General features: G+C 69.8%; 13 protein-coding genes. 6 read left to right on the top strand and 7 right to left on the bottom strand.

Going from position 1 to position 16,691, the window contains the following annotated elements:
* Positions 1 to 82: 82 nt before the first annotated feature.
* The 5 genes from J8N05_RS21695 to J8N05_RS21675 all read right to left on the bottom strand — a co-directional run bounded on the left by J8N05_RS21695 (position 83) and on the right by J8N05_RS21675 (position 5,656).
* Positions 83 to 1,519, bottom strand: coding sequence for a lamin tail domain-containing protein (locus J8N05_RS21695; RefSeq protein ID WP_210885068.1), 1,437 nt, complete (start codon positions 1,517 to 1,519; stop codon positions 83 to 85).
* Positions 1,520 to 1,757: 238 nt separating this feature from the next.
* Positions 1,758 to 1,949 carry a ferredoxin gene (locus J8N05_RS21690; protein ID WP_210885067.1) on the bottom strand — a complete coding sequence of 64 codons (192 nt, stop codon included), beginning with the start codon at positions 1,947 to 1,949 and terminating at the stop codon, positions 1,758 to 1,760.
* The gene (locus tag J8N05_RS21685; RefSeq protein ID WP_210885066.1) at positions 1,946 to 3,163 is read right to left on the bottom strand and encodes a cytochrome P450; all 1,218 of its coding nucleotides are present in this window, start codon (positions 3,161 to 3,163) and stop codon (positions 1,946 to 1,948) included. The genes J8N05_RS21690 and J8N05_RS21685 overlap by 4 nt, the downstream gene beginning before the upstream one ends.
* A gap of 4 nt (positions 3,164 to 3,167) precedes the next feature.
* On the bottom strand, positions 3,168 to 4,421 hold the full coding sequence (locus tag J8N05_RS21680; protein WP_210885065.1) for a cytochrome P450: 1,254 nt from the start codon (positions 4,419 to 4,421) through the stop codon (positions 3,168 to 3,170).
* 35 nt (positions 4,422 to 4,456) lie between these two features.
* A complete protein-coding gene (locus J8N05_RS21675) occupies positions 4,457 to 5,656 on the bottom strand; it encodes an epoxide hydrolase family protein (RefSeq protein ID WP_210885064.1) in 1,200 nt (399 codons plus the stop codon).
* Between the two features lie 169 nt (positions 5,657 to 5,825).
* On the opposite strand from J8N05_RS21675, the gene J8N05_RS21670 reads away from it, so the two are divergent.
* A complete protein-coding gene (locus J8N05_RS21670) occupies positions 5,826 to 6,695 on the top strand; it encodes an enoyl-CoA hydratase (RefSeq protein WP_210885063.1) in 870 nt (289 codons plus the stop codon).
* Between the two features lie 121 nt (positions 6,696 to 6,816).
* Here the strand turns inward: J8N05_RS21670 and J8N05_RS21665 are convergent, their stop codons facing one another.
* The gene (locus J8N05_RS21665; RefSeq protein ID WP_210885061.1) at positions 6,817 to 8,460 is read right to left on the bottom strand and encodes a hypothetical protein; all 1,644 of its coding nucleotides are present in this window, start codon (positions 8,458 to 8,460) and stop codon (positions 6,817 to 6,819) included.
* A 229-nt stretch (positions 8,461 to 8,689) separates the two neighbouring features.
* On the opposite strand from J8N05_RS21665, the gene J8N05_RS21660 reads away from it, so the two are divergent.
* Entirely contained in the window at positions 8,690 to 9,292 is a 603-nt protein-coding gene (locus J8N05_RS21660; protein WP_210885059.1) for a hypothetical protein, read from the top strand.
* Positions 9,293 to 9,361: 69 nt separating this feature from the next.
* On the opposite strand, the gene J8N05_RS21655 is transcribed toward J8N05_RS21660, so the two are convergent.
* Positions 9,362 to 11,827 carry a CaiB/BaiF CoA transferase family protein gene (locus J8N05_RS21655; protein ID WP_210885057.1) on the bottom strand — a complete coding sequence of 822 codons (2,466 nt, stop codon included), beginning with the start codon at positions 11,825 to 11,827 and terminating at the stop codon, positions 9,362 to 9,364.
* A gap of 183 nt (positions 11,828 to 12,010) precedes the next feature.
* Between J8N05_RS21655 and J8N05_RS21650 the strand changes: the two genes are divergently transcribed.
* Genes J8N05_RS21650 through J8N05_RS21635 form a run of 4 tightly spaced genes read left to right on the top strand, consistent with a single transcriptional unit; the run spans position 12,011 to position 16,672 of the window.
* The gene (locus tag J8N05_RS21650; protein WP_210885056.1) at positions 12,011 to 14,569 is read left to right on the top strand and encodes a CaiB/BaiF CoA-transferase family protein; all 2,559 of its coding nucleotides are present in this window, start codon (positions 12,011 to 12,013) and stop codon (positions 14,567 to 14,569) included.
* 12 nt (positions 14,570 to 14,581) lie between these two features.
* Positions 14,582 to 15,730: a thiolase family protein gene (locus tag J8N05_RS21645; protein ID WP_210885054.1), complete on the top strand. Its 1,149-nt coding sequence runs from the start codon at positions 14,582 to 14,584 to the stop codon at positions 15,728 to 15,730.
* Position 15,731: 1 nt separating this feature from the next.
* On the top strand, positions 15,732 to 16,160 hold the full coding sequence (locus J8N05_RS21640) for a Zn-ribbon domain-containing OB-fold protein (protein ID WP_210885052.1): 429 nt from the start codon (positions 15,732 to 15,734) through the stop codon (positions 16,158 to 16,160).
* On the top strand, positions 16,157 to 16,672 hold the full coding sequence (locus J8N05_RS21635; RefSeq protein WP_210885051.1) for a nuclear transport factor 2 family protein: 516 nt from the start codon (positions 16,157 to 16,159) through the stop codon (positions 16,670 to 16,672). The genes J8N05_RS21640 and J8N05_RS21635 overlap by 4 nt, the downstream gene beginning before the upstream one ends.
* Positions 16,673 to 16,691: the final 19 nt, after the last annotated feature.

The raw sequence follows: 16,691 nt of genomic DNA, 5'->3' as shown, positions 1-16,691 counted from the left end.
CGTCGCAGGGAACGCAGGAGCCCCGGGCCGTACGGCCCGGGGCTCCCGGTTCGCGCACATCCGCACGCGACGAACAAACAGGTCAGCAGGTGATGGTGCCCTTACGCAGGGCGTGGCCGCCGTCGTTGGTGTCGTCGGCCCAGTAGACGGGCTTGGAGCCGGCCGCACATTCGCCGGAGCCCGCGAGGGAGAAGCCCTCGTTGTTGTAGTTGGGCATGCCGGTGGGGCGGTTGAAGACGGCGGTGGCGGTGAAGCCGCCGGTGGTGTCGATCTTCAGAGTGCGGTGCTGTCCGTCGCAGGTGTCGTCGCAGACCGCCCACAGGCGCGCGGCCTGGGGTTCCCACTGAAGTTCCATCACCCCGGCCATGCCGCTGGTGAAGGAGGCGACCCGGGTGTAGCCGCCGGAGTCGGTGAGGACATAGCCGTAGATCGTCCCGGAGCCCTCGACGCCGACGAAGAACACGCCGCCACCGTGGGCGCCGTAGCGGGCCGGATCATAGGCCGCCCCGGTGGAGGAGTCCTTGAAGGCGGCCCCGACGAGGTGGGTGTCGGGAACCCAGGTGATCCCCTCCAGGCCCAGGTTGGAACCCGTCGCGGGCAGATCGGAGGTGAGGTTCCACTCCTTGGCAGCGGTCAGCGACGAGCCGGACGTGGTGACGTCGTACTTCAACACCGACAGGCGGCTGGTGCCGGAGGCGTCGCCGTTGCGCTCACTGGCGACGAACACTCCGCCGGCCGAGCCGGAGCCGGTCAGGGTGACGCCCTCGCTGTCGGGAGTGCCGGAACCACCGGTGAAGCGCAGGGTCCTGCCGGAGGACCATCCGTTGCTCGTGTCCGGCTTCCAGCCGGTGGAGCCGTCCCGCACCAGGCGCCACAGCTTGCCGCTGTTCTGCGCGCCCCACAGCACGTCGCCCTCCTGGTAGAGGCCGCTCAGGTCCTGACCGAACACGTTGGAGGCATCCGCGGTCGCCACGCTGCCGCTGCCCGGCCACGCCACCGGGCTGGTCGAACCCCCGTCGCCGCCCCCGGAGGTGCGGCAGCTGTTCGGTCCGCTCAAGGTCACTGCCAACGCCTGCTGGAAGTCGCCGGTGCCGTCGGGGCAGCGCGACCAGGACGGGGCGGAGTGACTGCTCCAGGAGAAGCCGTCGACCAGGGTCTTGCCGTCGGCGAGGTAGAGGCGGGCCTCGTCGGCGGAGCCCAGGCCGAACGTGTCGTGGACGTCGAACGCCCGATACCCGCCCGCCGCCAGAGTGGTCCCCGAGGCGATCTTGTACGAGTGACTCGTGTCGTCGTCCTTGAGGATCCAGCCCGAGACGTCGATCGTGGCGGTGCCCTTGTTGACCAGTTCGATGGAGTCGTCGACGTCTCCCGTGGTCACCACCTCGTTGATGCGGATGTCGTCGGTGGCGGCGGCGTGCGCCACCGGGACACCGCTCAGCGCGCCTGTGGCCAACAGCGGGCCGACGACAAGGAAACGGGCAAGAACACGACGCCCACGGCGGGCGATCGATCTGTTCACGGATTCCGTCCTGACATGGTCATGGGAAGGGCGGCCCGATCGTCCCGGCCCAGACCCAACAGTTCTCCCGTACCAGGAGGACAGCCGGTGAACGGCAGACGTACCGTGATCACAGGGCTTGTCGGCAGCGCGTGATGACGACGGACCCTGAGGCACGCGGACCCGCAGGTGAGAAGCGCAGAAGCGGCCCTCGCGCGGAACACTCGGGGGCCGCTCCAACACGCGTGCACGCACTCCCTCAGCCGTCGAGGACGATCGCCTCGCGCGGGCAGCCGTTGGCGGCGCGTTCCGCCTCCGCCAGCGCTTCGCCCTCCGGATTCTCGGCCAGCGGTACGGCCATGTTGTCGTCGTCGAGGTCGAACAGCGCGGGGGCGAGCGCCACGCACACGGAGTTGCCCTCGCAGAGCTCGCGGTCCACGTGGATCTTCACGAGGCCCTCCCGCCCAGCCGGGCCGGCACCGACTCGTGCAGATAGCCGATGCCCATCGTGTGCGACAGCCGTACCCGCTCCAGGTCGATCTCGTAGTCCGGCAGCAACTCGAAGACCAGCTCCATCTCGATCCGCAGCACCGTCCGGGCGAGGTGCAGACCGAGACACCGGTGCACACCCCAGCCGAAGGCGACGCTCTTGCTGTTCGAGCGGTCCAGGTCGAGTTCGTCGGGGTTCTCGAACTGCCGGGGATCGCGGCTCGCGGCCATGATGAGCATGAAGGCCATGTCACCCTCGCGTAGCTGCACACCGCCGAACTCCCGGTCGCGCGTCACCTGCCGGGCCATGCCGGTGGCCGGGGCGTACAGCCGTACGATCTCCTCGATGGCGTCGGGGATCCGTTCGGGTTCGGCCCGCAGCCGCTCGCGCAGTTCCGGGTGGCGCTCCAGGTGTACGAGCATCGCGGTGAGCGCGCCACTGGTGGTGTGGAAGCCGGCGAGCAGCAGCACCATGACGATGTCGACGATCTGCGCGTCGGTGACCTTGCCGCCGCCCGGCAGTTCGTCGTTCGCCAGTACGGACATCAGGTCGTCACGCGGAGCGGCCCGGCGGTCGGCCGCCTCGCGGAGGATCTGCGCGACGAGCCACTCCTTGTCCCGCGCCATCTCCGCCAGGAGTTCCTCGTCGGTGGTGCCCTGGTTCTCCATGCCACGGGCCATCGCCGCGAGGAACTCGCCCTGCCGGTCGGCAGCCATGCCGAGGATGGTCAGGGTGACGGTGCCCGGGGTGATGTCCGCGAGGTCGGGGACGAAGTCCCAGGTGCCCCGCTCGGCGAGCTTCGCCACGAGAGCGGCCACCGTCTCGCGGATCCACGGCTCCAGCTTCCTGATCGAGGACTGGCTGAACCACGGAGTCAGCACGCGCCGGTAGATCTGGTGGTCCGGCGGGTCCATCGACGTGGGGATGTGCGTGCTGCCGAAGGACAGCGCGGGGATCGACGCGCCGTTCTTCGAGGAGAACGACTCGAAGTCGCGGAAGGCCTCCGCGACCAGGTCGTGGCGTGTCACGACCCAGAAGCCGTCATAGGCGTCGGACCGTGCGACCGGGGCCTGTTCGCGCAACTCGTTCACCGTGGTGATCGCGTTCCCTGCGAACTGCCGGGAGTGGTGGTCGAAATGCGTGACCAGGACGTCGTCCGAGTTCGTCTTCGTCATGGCGTCAGAACTCACGCTCACCCGGGGCGAACCGGAGGTGGACGTCGTCGATGCCCCAGGCCAGCCCGAGGTGCTCGTGCGGCGCGGGCTTGGCGGGATCGAGGTCGAACTGCGGCATCCTGCGGCGCAGTTCGGTGAAGGCGATCTTCAGCTCCACCCGGGCGAGATGCAGGCCGACACAGCGGTGCGGGCCGACGCCGAACGCCAGGTGCGGCTTGGGCGCGCGGTCGAACTTGATCTCGTCGGGGTCGGGGTAGTACTTCGGATCGCGGTTGCCCGCGGACAGCGGCGCGTGGATCCGTTCGCCACGCGGAATGCGTACGCCGTGGATCTCCAGAGACTCGTCGGTGACCGTGCGGGTCGGCACCGGCGGGGTGGTCCACCGCAGCAGTTCCTCGATCGCGGGCGCGAGCGTCTCCGGCTTCTCGAACATCCGGTCCCATTGCTCGGGGTTGCGGGCGAAATAGGCCATGCTCTGGGCCAGCACGCTCTGCACGGTGTCGAGACCCGCGATCATCATCAGCACGAAGAAGTCGAACAGCTGGTCGTCGGTCAGCTTCTTGCCCTCGATCTCCGCGTCGAGGATGACGGAGGTGACGTCCTCGCGGCGGGGCGCGGCACGCCACTGCGGGATCTTCTCCGCCATGTAGGCGGTGAACTCGCCGTGTGCGACGCCGCGTGCCTGGGCGTTCTCCTCCAGCGTGCCACCGGGCACACCGTGGGCCAGGACGTCGACCCAGCCGTTCATACGGTGGAGGTCCTCCATGGGCCAGCCCATGATCGCCATCACCGTGGCGCCGGGGAACGGCAGCGCGAAGCCGTCCACGAAGTCGCAGGTCCCGGCCTCGATGAACTCGTCGATCAGCTTGTTCGCCTGCACCGTGAGTTCGTCGGCGAGCTGCGCGACCCGTTTGGGGGCGAAGATCGGGTCCAGCACCTGCCGGTACTGGCGGTGCGCGAGCCCGTCGACCTCGATCGGGATCTGCGCGTCGCGGGTACCGACGGCGTTCACGCCGTCCGGCTCGTTCGGGAAGCTGACGACTCCGCGGTTGTTGCGGCGAAGCAGGGCGGAGATGTCGTCGTAGTCGGTCAGCACCCAGCAGCCGTTGCCGCGGGCGGAGTAGCTCACGGGGAGCTTCTCCCGGCGCTCGGCCAGTTCGCCCAGGTGCTCCGAGATGGTGGACGCGGCGTACGGGTCGTAGTCCTGGCGGTACGCGGCGCGCAGCTCTTCCAGCGACAACTGGTCGGTGTCGGTCATTTCTCTGTACTCCCTACCCTGACGGGGGATTGGTCTCAGCGCGAAGAACGGAACGTGGCCCGGATGTCCGCCACGACCTCGTCCGGCCGTTCCATCGGGCCGAAGTGGCCGCCGGATTCGTGCCGGCCGACGTGGACGAGGGGGTAGAGCTCGTCCAGGTGGTCGTAGGTCGCGCCGGGCGGGTTGTCGTCCGGGAAGATCGACAGCCCGGTCGGCACCTCGATCAGCGGGGTCCGGTCGTGCGAGGGCTGCCAGGGCCGTGCGGCCGCCTCGTGGTAGAAGCGGGCGGCGTTGACGTAGGAACCGGTCAGCCAATAGAGCATGGTGCTGGTGATCAGGAAGTCGTCGTCGAAGACGTCGGCCGGCTCCAGCGCGGGATCGGCCCAGCTCATCCGGCGTTCGGTGAGCCAGGCCAGGAGGCCTGCGGGCGAGTCGTGCAGGGCGTGCGCCAGGGTCTGCGGGTGCGCCACCTGCGGGGCGATGTGCCCGATGCGGCGCCGTTCCCAGGCCACCACCGCGTCCCGGTGCTCGGGGGCCGCCGCGTCGACCGCGCGCTGCAGCAGGTTCCACGGCCGCGGTCGGGACCATGCCCCGGGCAGCGAGCCCACGCTGGTGAAGTGCACGCCGGTGAGGTGCTCCGCGTACTTGTGGCCGAGCTGGGCGGTCACCAGCGCACCCCAGTCGCCGCCCTGCGCGCCGAACCGGTCGTAACCCAGTACGTCCCGCATGAGCCGCACCCACAGGTCGGCGGTGTCCAGGAAGGACACCCCGGCGCGGGGCATCGGCGTGGACAGGACGAACCCCGGCAGTGACGGGACGACGACGTCGAACGCGTCGGCCGGATCGCCGCCGTGCGCCGCCGGGTCCGTCAGCGGGCCGAGCACGCGTTGGAAGTCCCAGAACGTCCACGGGAATCCATGGCTCATCAGCAGCGGTCGGGGAGCAGGTCCACGGCCCCGGACATGGACGAAGTGCACCGGGATCCCGTCGAGCTCCACCCGGGCGTGCGGCAGGGTGTTGAGCAGCTTCTCCTGCGCGCGCCAGTCGTAGCCGTCCCGCCAGTACGACACCAGTCGTCGAAGGTGGGCCGTGCTCAAGCCGTATCTGCCCGACTCGTTGTCCAGGTCCGGTGCGAAGCGGGTCAGTTCCAGTCGCCGTGCCAGGTCCTCCAGGGCGCTGTCCGGGAACCCGATGGCGAAGGACTCGGGCCGCCCGCCGGCCGTGCCTGCTCCCATGCGATTCCTCTCAATAATGATTGAACACAGGTGTAGGAGCATAGGAGGGTGAGATGCAAGCCACAAGCTCCAGGTGGATAACTATTGGATCGTACTTGTCTTATAGTTGTGTTGAGTCGCGATGCCGTGCTCTGCCAGTGCAGGACCCAGGGTGAGTCGGAGAGGAACCATGTCCGCGTACCGCTACATCACGTATGAGACGTTCGACGAGGGCACGATCGCCCGGATCACGCTGAACCGTCCGCGCTACCGCAATGCCCAGAACCGTGGCCTGCTGGTCGAGCTCGACGAGGCGTTCGTCCGCGCCGAGCGGGACGACACCGTGCGCGTGGTGATCCTCGCCGGCGAGGGCCGCACCTTCTCCTCGGGCCACGACATGGGGACACCCGACAGGGCGGCCGAACGCGACCCCGAGAGCCCCGACCACCATCCGACCTTCACCGTCAACGGCGGGACCCGGCGCAGTGTCGAGAAGCGCATGCTGGGGGAGTACCACTACTACTACCAGAACGCCGTGCGCTGGCGGAATCTGCGCAAGATCGTGGTCGCGCAGGCCCAGGGGCCGATCTTCGCCGCCGGGCTGACCCTGATCTGGGCGTGCGATCTGATCGTCGCGGCGGACGACGCCACGTTCACCGACCCGGTCGGCGTCCGGCTGGGCATGTGCGGCATGGAGTACTTCGGGCACCCCTGGGAGTTCGGCCCACGGCGCGCCAAGGAGATGCTGCTGCTCGGGGACAGCATCGACGCCGAGGAGGCCAGGCAGCTCGGCATGGTCAACAAGATCTACCCGGTGGCCGAGCTGGCCGAGCGGACCCTGGAGTACGCGCGGCGGATCGCGGCCCGCCCGACGATGACGGCGCTGATGATCAAGGAGTCGGTCAACCAGACGCGGGACATCCAGGGCCATCACAACGCGCTGCAGTCGGCGTTTTCGCTGCACCAGCTCAATCACGCGCACTGGGCCGAGATCTACGGTGGCCGGGTCGCCCACGCGGAGGCCGACGAGGGCGCCGTCGACTGGAAGCGGAGCACGTGACGCTCACGCCCTACGCCGTCGTCCGCCGCCGCCTCCGAGCCGCCGGACGACGGCGGGGAAGCGGCGGGGCGAAGGCGGTGGCACGTATGGGATGGGGCGGAGCGGCGTGTTGAGACCGGCGTCAGGCCAGCAGTGACCGGATCTCCGTCTCGGCCAGGGTGCGTGCCTCGTCCTCGCCGAGCCTGCGACCGCCAGCCTTCACGATGCGGCCGACCCCGCGCCGGAGGTCGTCGTGGTAGCGCACGTCCACCACGTTGAACTCAAGGTTCTTGACGTAGATCCGCAGCCGTTCACGGAGCTGTCCGTCCGAGTCCGCCGCTTCCACGACCTTGGGCAGCAGACTGGTCTGCACCAGCAGGCCGTGCGCGGTGCTGCGGGCGCGCTCGTCGCGCAGCCCGATCAGGATCTCGCGCTCGGACGCCCGGATGATGTGGTCCTTCCACCAGTCGAAGTCCTCCCGGCGCGCGATCGAGACGAGTTCGACGTAGGGCTGACGGAGGGTCCGGGCCAGGGTGTCGATGGCGAGTTCGAGATAGGCGGGCCGTTGCCCTTCGGGCAGCCGGGCCAGCTGGGTCTGCAGGTCGTCGCGCGCGTCGGCCGCGGAGAAGCAGTACCGGCGGATGCCGTAGATGCTCGCGTCGAGCAGCCCGTACTCGTAGTGGAAGCCGCGGAACGGGTTGTCGGTACTGGGCAGTTGTGCCGGCCGGGTCCGCGGCCCGCGGTCCGCCGACCACTTCCACACCGTCGTCTCGTCGCGGACACCGGCCAGGAGGTCGGCCAGGATGTGGGCGCCGTAGAAGCGTTCCGGCAGGATCGGGCCCGGTCCGCGTACGTAGGTGATGCTGACGCCCGACGCCTGGGCCTGGCGGAGGAACCGGTTGTTGTCCAGGTAGGTCAGGGACGCCGTGTACCGTGTCAGCGGGGAGGGCCTCAGCTCGCCGATGTGGAACGCGGCGTCGTACAGGCGCGCGGTCCACTCGGCGCCCCAGACCTTCTCGGCCGCGGCGGCGATCGCGCGGCCCGCGTCGGCGTCGCTCTCCGGGTACTGCGCGCCGATGGTGGCCGCGCCCAGCAGCCCGAGGATCGCTGTCGCGGGGGAGTCGAAACCGTCGGTGCCGTCCGCCGAGTGCACGAGAAGCCCGAGCGAGTCGAGGAGGCGGCCCAGGGGCTGCTGCCGGTCCACCTCGAAACGCGGCGACATCTCGGCCAGCATCTTGACGCCGGCGGCGGTGAACTCGTGCTGGTTCTCGCCGTCGCCCATGGACGCGAGCACGAACTCCCGCAGCACCCGGATCTGTTCCCCTGCCTCGCCGGGGAAGTTGTCGTCCTCGATGCACTCCCGCAGCGCACGGACCAGCGGCCCGGTGGAGCCGCGCCCGAGCAGCAGCAGGAACTCGATGAGTTCCTTGCGCATCGGAGTGGAGAAGGGGACCTCGCGGGTGTGGCGGTTCGCGGCGATGGCGACCTCGGACATCGACACCTCGGGCGCGTGCCGGCCGCTGCCGCCGCGCACGAAGGAGCGGACGACGCCGTTGCGCACCCACTGGTTGACGGCCTGGCGGCTGACGCCGACCGCGCGGGAGGCCTCCGCCTGGGTGATGAGGTCGTGCGGAAGCTCGGTGGACACCGAGCGGGTCCGCAGCCGTTCGGCGGCGCGCTCCAGTGCCCGGACCAGCTCGGCGACCGGCACGGCACCGTTCTCGCCGAGGGCGAGCGCGAGCCGTTCCAACGCCTCGGAGATCGACTCTTTCGCGTTACCGTCCATCCGCGGCACGCTACACGAGTATGTCAACGGTGTCACTTGACAAAAGGGTCACTGCAAGGCTGCCGTCAGACCCCCGAATGGGCCTCGTACCTGCCCGTTCGCCGCGTGGACTATATTGTCTCAACCCTGTTGCGTTACTATGCCCAGGTAATACTGGCAGGTTTCCGAGCGGCTTTGACCATAATTGGCCCTTGGGGCCGGACTACGACGCCGAGGGTGGTTGGACATCGTGACTCGCGATCGCACGGCCCGGACCCGCATCCGGAACTATCTGGTCGCGCACGGACCGGTGGACGACCCGTCCGGGCGTGCGACCGGCGTGCTCAAGGACCTCGTCTCCTACGACGGTTCACCGGTGGCGTTCATCCAGCTGATCGCGGCGATGGACCGGGACGGGGAGATCGTCCGGAAGATCCGGGGCAAGCGCACGTACCGCATCTCCGCCACGCGGGCCGCGGAGCGCGCCCTCGGCCCGGTGGCGGCACCGGGCGCCCCCGAGGCGCTGACGGTCCCGGTCTCGCAGGCGACCGTCGAGTCGGACGGTGTCATCAGGATCGACTACGACAAGCTGGCGCGCGCCCTCGTCAGGCAGCTGTGGGACTTCACGGTGACCGCCGCGGCGGAACCGGCCAAGGCGGCGGAGGAGCCGCGCACGGAGCCGGTCGCGGCACCGGGTGCGGGCGACGCCGAAGCCCTGCGCGCGGAGCGGGACCGGATGATCGAGGAGCGCGACGAGTACGCCCAGCGCCTGCGGCTGGCCCGCGTCAAGCTCGACGAACTGCTGGGAGTGCCCCAGCAGGAACAGCAGCAGGAGAAGCAGGTCAGCGCCTGACGCACTGCGCACAGCGTTGGGGGCCGGGATTCCTTTCCCGGCCCCCAACGCTGTCTTCGGTCCGTCAGGTCAACTGGCCGCCTTCGCCCCGAAACCGACCTCCCGGGACAGCCGTTCGGTGTCCGCACCGTGCTGCGGCGCGGGGGCGGCGGGGACCGGCGCCGCGGCGGAGAACTTGATGGGGAACCCGGCGACCTGGACGCCCTGGGGATGCCCGGAGTCGGGCAGTGTCACGCGCATCCCCCGGTGCCGGGTCTGCTCGTGCCGGAACGCGGTGTTCAGGTCGACCACCACCGCGCCGGGGAGCTTGTGCTCGAAGAACAACTGCTCCCATTGCCAGGACTCCTTGGTGAGCATCTGCTGCTCCAGCAAGGCGTTGAGGGCGGTCTCGTTCTCCCGCCGCAGCGGCTCCGTCACGAACCGCGGATCGTCACGCCACCGGGGTACGTCGGCGATCTCGCAGAAGCGGCCCCAGAACTGCGGCGTGATGCACAGGGTGAACCACCGCCCGTCCGCGCACCGGAAGACGCCGAAGGGCAGGGAGCCGCTCCCACCGCGCCGGGGCTCCGGCAGGAAGGGCTTGCCGAGCGTGACGGCCTGCGGCACCCGGTAGGACAGCAGGGCCACCTGGGCGTCGAGCAGACTGACGTCGAGGCGCCTGGCCTCGCCGGTCAGGTTCCGCAGCCGCAGTGCGGCGAGCATGCCCAGCGTCGCGTACAGCGAGCCGGTGAGACCGCCGATGGGGTTGCCCCAGCGCACCGGGACGTCGGGTCGTGTGTGGTCGACGGTCACACTCATGCCGCCGCCGAGCGCCTGGACGGCGTTGTCGAACGCCGGGTACCTGCTCCATGGGCCGCTGTGCCCGAAGCCGGTGATGGAGCACGAGATCGTCCGCGGATTGAGTGCGCGCAGGGCTTCCGGCCCGATGCCGAGCCGTTGGAGCACCCCCGGGCGGTAGTTGTCGAGCACCACGTCCGCCTCGCCCACCAGCCGGCCGAAGAAGCCGAGGCCGTCATCGGTCTTGAGGTCGGCGAACACACTCGCCTTGCCGCGGTTGAGACCGCAGCGGAACGCGGCCTCCCTGGTGGAGTCGGGATAGGGCTCAAGGTGCTGGCCCGCCGGACGGTCGACCCGGATCACACTGGCACCGAGGTCGGCGAGCAACTGCGCGGCGAACGCCTTGCTCGGTTCGTCGCCGTTCAGCTCCAGCACGACGGTGCCGTCGAGCGCCCGGCCGTGGTCGCCGCCGGAGTGCGCGGACGGTTCGGCGGCCGTGCGGGGCTGCGGTGTGTACGTCGACTCCGTGAAGCGGCCCTCCGCCGTCCGGGCCGCGTACACGGCCCCCGCGTCGCACAGCTCCGTCAGCTCGGCGTCGGTCGTACCGAGCAGCGCGGCCAGTACGGCCCTGGTGTCGGTGCCCTCCCGGCTCGGTGACCGCCAGTCCCGGGAGTCGCTGAACTTCAGCGGGTCGCCGGCCACGACGGCGGTGCGGCCGTGCCTGTCGCCGATCTCGACCGCCATGCCGCGGGCGAGCACCTGGGGGTGGTCGAAGACCTCCGCGACGCGCAGGACCTTCCCGCCGACCACTCCCGCCGCCATGAACCGGGCCTGGAGGTCGTCGGCGCTGTGTTCGAGGAACACCTTCTGCAGGATCTCCACCAGCTCGTCGCGGTGGGCGTGCCGGGCGGCCTGCGTACCGAACCGTTCGTCGGTCGCGAGGTCGGGCCTGCCGAGGATGTCGCAGGCCGCGCTCCAGGCGCGCTGGCTGATGCAGATCGCGAGCCAGCCGTCCCGGCAGGCGAAGTTGCCGAACGGCACGGTGCCCTGGCCGCCCTCGAAGGGCGCGGGGTCGGGCTCCTCGCCGAAGCTCAGCGCCTGCGGCACCCGGTAGGTGTTGAGCGCGAGCATCACGTCGAGCATCGACACGTCGACGTGCTGTCCGACGCCGCACCGGTCGCGGTGCAGGACGGCCGCCACGATGCCGATGCCGCAGAACAGACCGGCGAACAGGTCGCCGATGGGGATGCCCCACCGGACCGGAGCGCCGTCGGCGTCGAGCCGTGTGTAGTTCATGGCGCCCGACATCGCCTGCACGATCGGGTCGTAGGCGGGCATCGTCGCCCAGGGGCCGCTCTCGCCGAACCCGGTGAGCGAGCAGGTGATGATCGAAGGGTTGTGCCGGACCAGGGACTCCCGGTCGAGGCCGAGCCTGCGCATGACGCCGGGGCGGAAGTTGTCGAAGACGATGTCGGAGACCGCGACCAGGCGCTCGACCAGTTCCCGTCCGCGCGGGTTCTTCAGGTCGACGCACACCGAGTGTTTGTTGCGGCCGATACCCCAGGTGAAGAGTTCCGCCTCGGTCAGCGGTCCGGGATCTGCGTCGGCTGCGGCGGTGTCGGCCGGGAGTGCCTGCACGCGGACGACCTCGGCACCGAGATCCGCGAGCAGTTGGGAGGAGAAGGGTCCCGACACCACCCGGGAGAAATCGAGAACGCGTAGTCCGGCGAGCGGCCGGGCGGATGATGTATGAGCCATAGTAGCCCCAACCATAGGTAGTAGCCGGACCATATACAACTAGCAGCATAATAAGAAGCGCTGGACCAGTCACGTACGAGCCGTTGCTGACGTGGTGGAAGGCTTGTTGACTCGATCTCGCCCGCGCTGCCAATCATGGTCTAATATTGTTCAAGATAAGTGACCGTGATGGAAGGCCCTCCCGTGACCGACAGTGCGAACCCGGGAAGTCTCGCCGGGATCCGAGTCCTTGAGTTCGGCGACCAGAAGGGCGAGTACTGCGGGCTCGCGCTCGCCGGACTCGGCGCCGAAGTGATCAGAATCGAACCACCGGCGGGTGCCGCGAGCCGTCGCATGGGACCGTTCGTCGACGATGTGCCGGGCCCCGACCGCTCGCTGCACTTCTGGGCCCACAACCGCGGGAAGAAGTCGGTCGTCCTCGACCTGGACGACCCCGCCGACGTGGCGCGGTTCGCGGAACTCGCCGGCGACGCCGACGTCGTGCTCGACGCCGGAGACATCGACCACCTCGAAGAGCGCGGACTGGGCAGCGACGCGCTGCGGTCCCGCTACCCGAAGCTGATCTACGCACGTATCACCCCGTTCGGCGACACCGGCCCCTGGCGGCACTGGAAGGCCTCCGACCTGGTGCACCTGGCGCTCGGCGGACCGGTGATGAACTGCGGCTACGACCCCGACCCCGCCGGACGCTACGACCTGCCCCCGATCGCCCCCCAGCTCGGCCACACCTACGCCATCGGCGGCGAGCAGATGGCGTTCACCATCGTCGCCGCGCTGATGCGCCGGGCCACCACGGGCGAGGGCCAGTACCTGTCCTGCGCGCTGCACGAGGCGGTCGCGAAGAACACCGAGGGCGACCTCATGTCGTGGGCCTGCCTGCGCACACCCTTCAACCGCCAGACCTGCCGTCACTCGGCGCCCGCCGTCTCCGTCCACCGCTCCGTCTTCGCCAGCAAGGACGGCCGCTACACCCTCGCCAGCACCCGCAACGCCAAGCTGCTCAAGCCCTTCATCGAGGAGCACGGCATCGGCGCCCACGACGTCAGCGACGGCAGCGACGAGAAGGAACAGGACTCCCGCGTACTGCCCGGCATGGAGGGCGGCGCCGCACGCAACATGGACGCGGTCGAGCACACCGTGCGCCGCTACCTGCACGAGGACGTGCCCTGGCGGCAGGCGCAGGAGGCGGGCCTGATGTGGGTGCCGGTGCGCAAGCCGCACGAGAACGCCTACGACGAGCACTGGCTGCAACGCGGCACCTACGCCGAGGTTGAGCACCCGGAACTCGGCCGCAGCCTGCGCTACCCGGTGAGCAAGTGGGTCAGCACCGGGACCGGTTGGGCGGCCGGCCGCCGCGCGCCGCGCCTCGACGAGGACCGCGAGCCGGTCCTCACCACGAGACCGCGCACCCGGATCAGGGAAGTGCCGCGCCCGGGCCCCGACCAACTGTCCGTGCACGGCCGCCCGTTCCCGTTGCAGGGCGTACGCATCCTCGACTTCACCTGGATGCTGGCCTCCGCCGGAGCGACCCGGTTCCTCGCCTCCCTGGGCGCGGAGGTGATCAAGGTCGAGTGGCACAAGAACCTCGACCCCCGCCGGGGCGGCGCGCCGGTCGGCGGCCGCGAGGCGCGCGAGCGGGCCGTCGCACCGGTCCCCTCCCGCTGGCCCGCCGACCTCGGCGGCCCCGTCGGCGCCCAGTACAACAACAAGAATCCCGGCAAGCGCGGCATCTCGCTCAACGTCAAGCACCCCGAAGGGCTCGCCCTCGCCAAGCGGCTCGTCGCGCAGAGCACGGTCGTCTCCGAGGGCTTCTCACCCGGGGTGATGGAGAGCTGGGGGCTCGGCTACGACGTACTGCGGGACATCAGACCGGACATCATCTACGCCAAGCAGTCAGGCATGGGCACCAAGGGGATCTACGGACGCTTCCGCACCATCGGCCCCATCGCGCAGGCCTTCGCCGGCACCTCGGAGATGAGCGGCCTGCCCGACCCGTTCCCGCCCGCCGGCTGGGGATACTCCTACCTCGACTGGTTCGGCGCCTACAGCTTCGCCCTGGCGATCCTGAGCGCGCTCTACCACCACCAGCAGACCGGACAGGGACAGGCGATCGACGCCTCGCAGTGCGAGGTGGGCCTGTTCATGACCGCCGTACCCACCCTGGACTTCCAGGTCAACGGCCGTGAGTGGCAGCGCGCGGGCAACCGTTCGCCGTACGGGACCGCCGCCCCCGAAGGCATCTACCGGTGCGCCGGAACCGACCGGTGGATAGCGATCACCTGCGAGACCGAGGACGAGTGGGTCGCGCTCGCCAAGGAGGCCGGGCACCCGGAATGGCTGGAGCAGCCGGAGTTCGCGACCCTGGAGGCCCGCGGCAGGCACCGGGCGGAACTCGACAAGCTGATCGGCGCGTGGACGAGCGAGCTGGACGCCTTCGCACTCATGGAGCAACTGCAGACGGCCGGCGTCCCGGCGGGCACCGCGCAGACCGCCGAGGACCGCGTCGAACACGACCCCCAACTCGCCGCGCTGGACTGGCTGACCGAGCTGGACGCCACCGACTTCGGCCGCTGGCCGGTGGCCGCGCCGTCGGTGAAGCTCAGCGACACCCCGCAGTACGCCGGCGGACCGGTCGACGCGGGCGCGCCCACCTACGGCGAGCACAACCACGACGTCTACGGACGACTGCTCGGCCTGTCCGCCGACGAGGTCGACGAACTCGCCGCCGACGGCATCATCTGAGGGAGCACGCACATGACGAGCCAACCCCGCGGAGCGATCCGCGGCCGATCGGCGATCGTCGCGGCCGGGAACACCGAACAGGGCACCGTCCCCGGCATCTCCGCCGACGAGATCGCCGTCGAAGCCCTGCGCCGCACCCTCGCCGAACACGGCATCGCCAAGTCCGAGGTCGACGGACTGATCACCTGCAAGTCCTACGGCGGCTTCGGCATCGACACCGAGATCGGCCGCCTGGCCGGCCTCAACCCCGACTACAGCGCCACCCTCGACTACGGCACCTGCAACTTCTCCCTCCACCTGGCCTGCGCCGTGATCGACGCGGGACTCGCGACGACCGTCGCGATCGTCTACGGAACCAACCAGCGCAGCGCCGGCAACCGGTTCGGCCACCCGCTGGGCCGCCAGGACGAGGCCTCGGTGTACGGGTTCCTGAACGTCGCGGGACCCGCGGGCATGGCCTTCCGCAGACATCAGCACCTCTACGGCACCACGGAGGAGGACCTCGGCCGGATCGCGGTCTCGCAGCGCCGGTACGCGCGGGACAACCCGCTCGCCGTCTTCCGCGAACCACTGACCCTGGACGACTACCTGGCCCAGCCCTACCTCGTGGAACCGCTGCGCCGCTCGGACCTCTGCATGATCTCCGACGGGGGCGCCTGTCTGATCGTCACCCGCGCCGACCGCGCGGACGACTTCACCGACAAACCGGTGCACGTCATGGGCATCGCCCAGCAGAGCGGACTGCGCGACCGGCAGAACGCCGACCAATGGATGCGCCCGTGGATCGAGCGGGTCGCCGAACGCATCTACCCCGCCGCCGGGATCGACCGCGAGGACGTCGACGCGCTCTACATCCAGGACCCCACCAGCGTATGGGTGCTGCAGATGCTGGAGATGTACGGCTTCGTGCCACCCGGCGGGGTGGGCGAGGCGTTCCGGGACGGCGCTGTCGGGTTCGGCGGGAAGCTGCCGCTCAACACCAACGGCGGACAGCTGTCCGAGGCCTACATGTGGGGCTTCCTGCACCTGTGCGAGGCGGTACGGCAACTGCGCGGCGAGGCGGGCGGGCGTCAGCTGGACGGGCCGCGCACCGCGCAGTACTGCTCGACGTTCGGCTTCATGAAAGCCGCCAGCACGATCCTCAGTGTGGACAGGAGCTGATATGGACACCACCACGGCTGATGCCTCGCTGTTCTGGGACCGGGCGGCACAGGGCGAACTCGTCTTCCAGCACTGCGACGACTGCGCGTTCGTCCGCTGGCCCGCGGCGGGCGTGTGCCCCGAGTGCCTGGGCCGCGGATTCACCTGGAAGCCGGTGGCACCCACCGGAACCGTATGGAGCCAGGTGGTCTACCACCGCGCGTACGACACCTCACTGCGCGAGCGGATCCCCTACAACGTGGCGCTGGTGGAACTGACCTGCGGGGTGCGCCTGTTGACCCGGCTGACCGGGTTCGGTACCGCCGACCCGGTCGGCGCGGCCGTCACAGCACGCTTCGAGGACACGGGCGACGGCCCGGTCCCGGTGTTCGCCCCGGCGACAGGAACATTCGCCCCGGCGGCAGGAACAGCGGAAGGAAACGTGTCGTGAGCGACATCGAGAGCCGCCTGGCGGCACTGGAGGAGCAGGTCCGCGAACTCCGGGACGAGCGCGAGATCCGCGAACTGCTCTCCCGCTACGGCTACTACGCCGACGCCTGCCTCGACGACGACTATCTCGCGCTGTTCACCGAGGACGGCGCGATGGACGTCTCCCAGGGCGGGAGCGAGGACCCGTACGCGGTGCTGCGGTGGGAGGGCCAGGAGGCGATGCGGACGTTCCTCACCGACCGGACCGCAGTGCACGGCGACGGATTCGCCGGCCGGAGCCTGCACCTCCAGGGCAACAACCTGACCGTCACGGTGCGCGGCGACACCGCGGTGGCCGCCGGATACTCCTTCATCTTCCACCAGGACGGACCGCGCCTGAAGCTGCTCAGCGCGTCGACGAACGAGTGGCACCTGGTCAGGGCCGCGGACGGCTGGCGGATCGCGCTGCGCAGGCGCCGCGCGGTGGGCAGCCCCGACACGGCCGAGGTACTGACCTCGACCGACCGCGCCTGACCGGCGGCCCGTAACCCGG

Source organism: Streptomyces liliiviolaceus, assembly GCF_018070025.1.
Classification (GTDB): Bacteria; Actinomycetota; Actinomycetes; order Streptomycetales; family Streptomycetaceae; genus Streptomyces; species Streptomyces liliiviolaceus.
The sequence above is the reverse complement of the archived record's forward strand: the minus strand, read 5'-3'. Positions and strand labels throughout refer to the sequence as shown.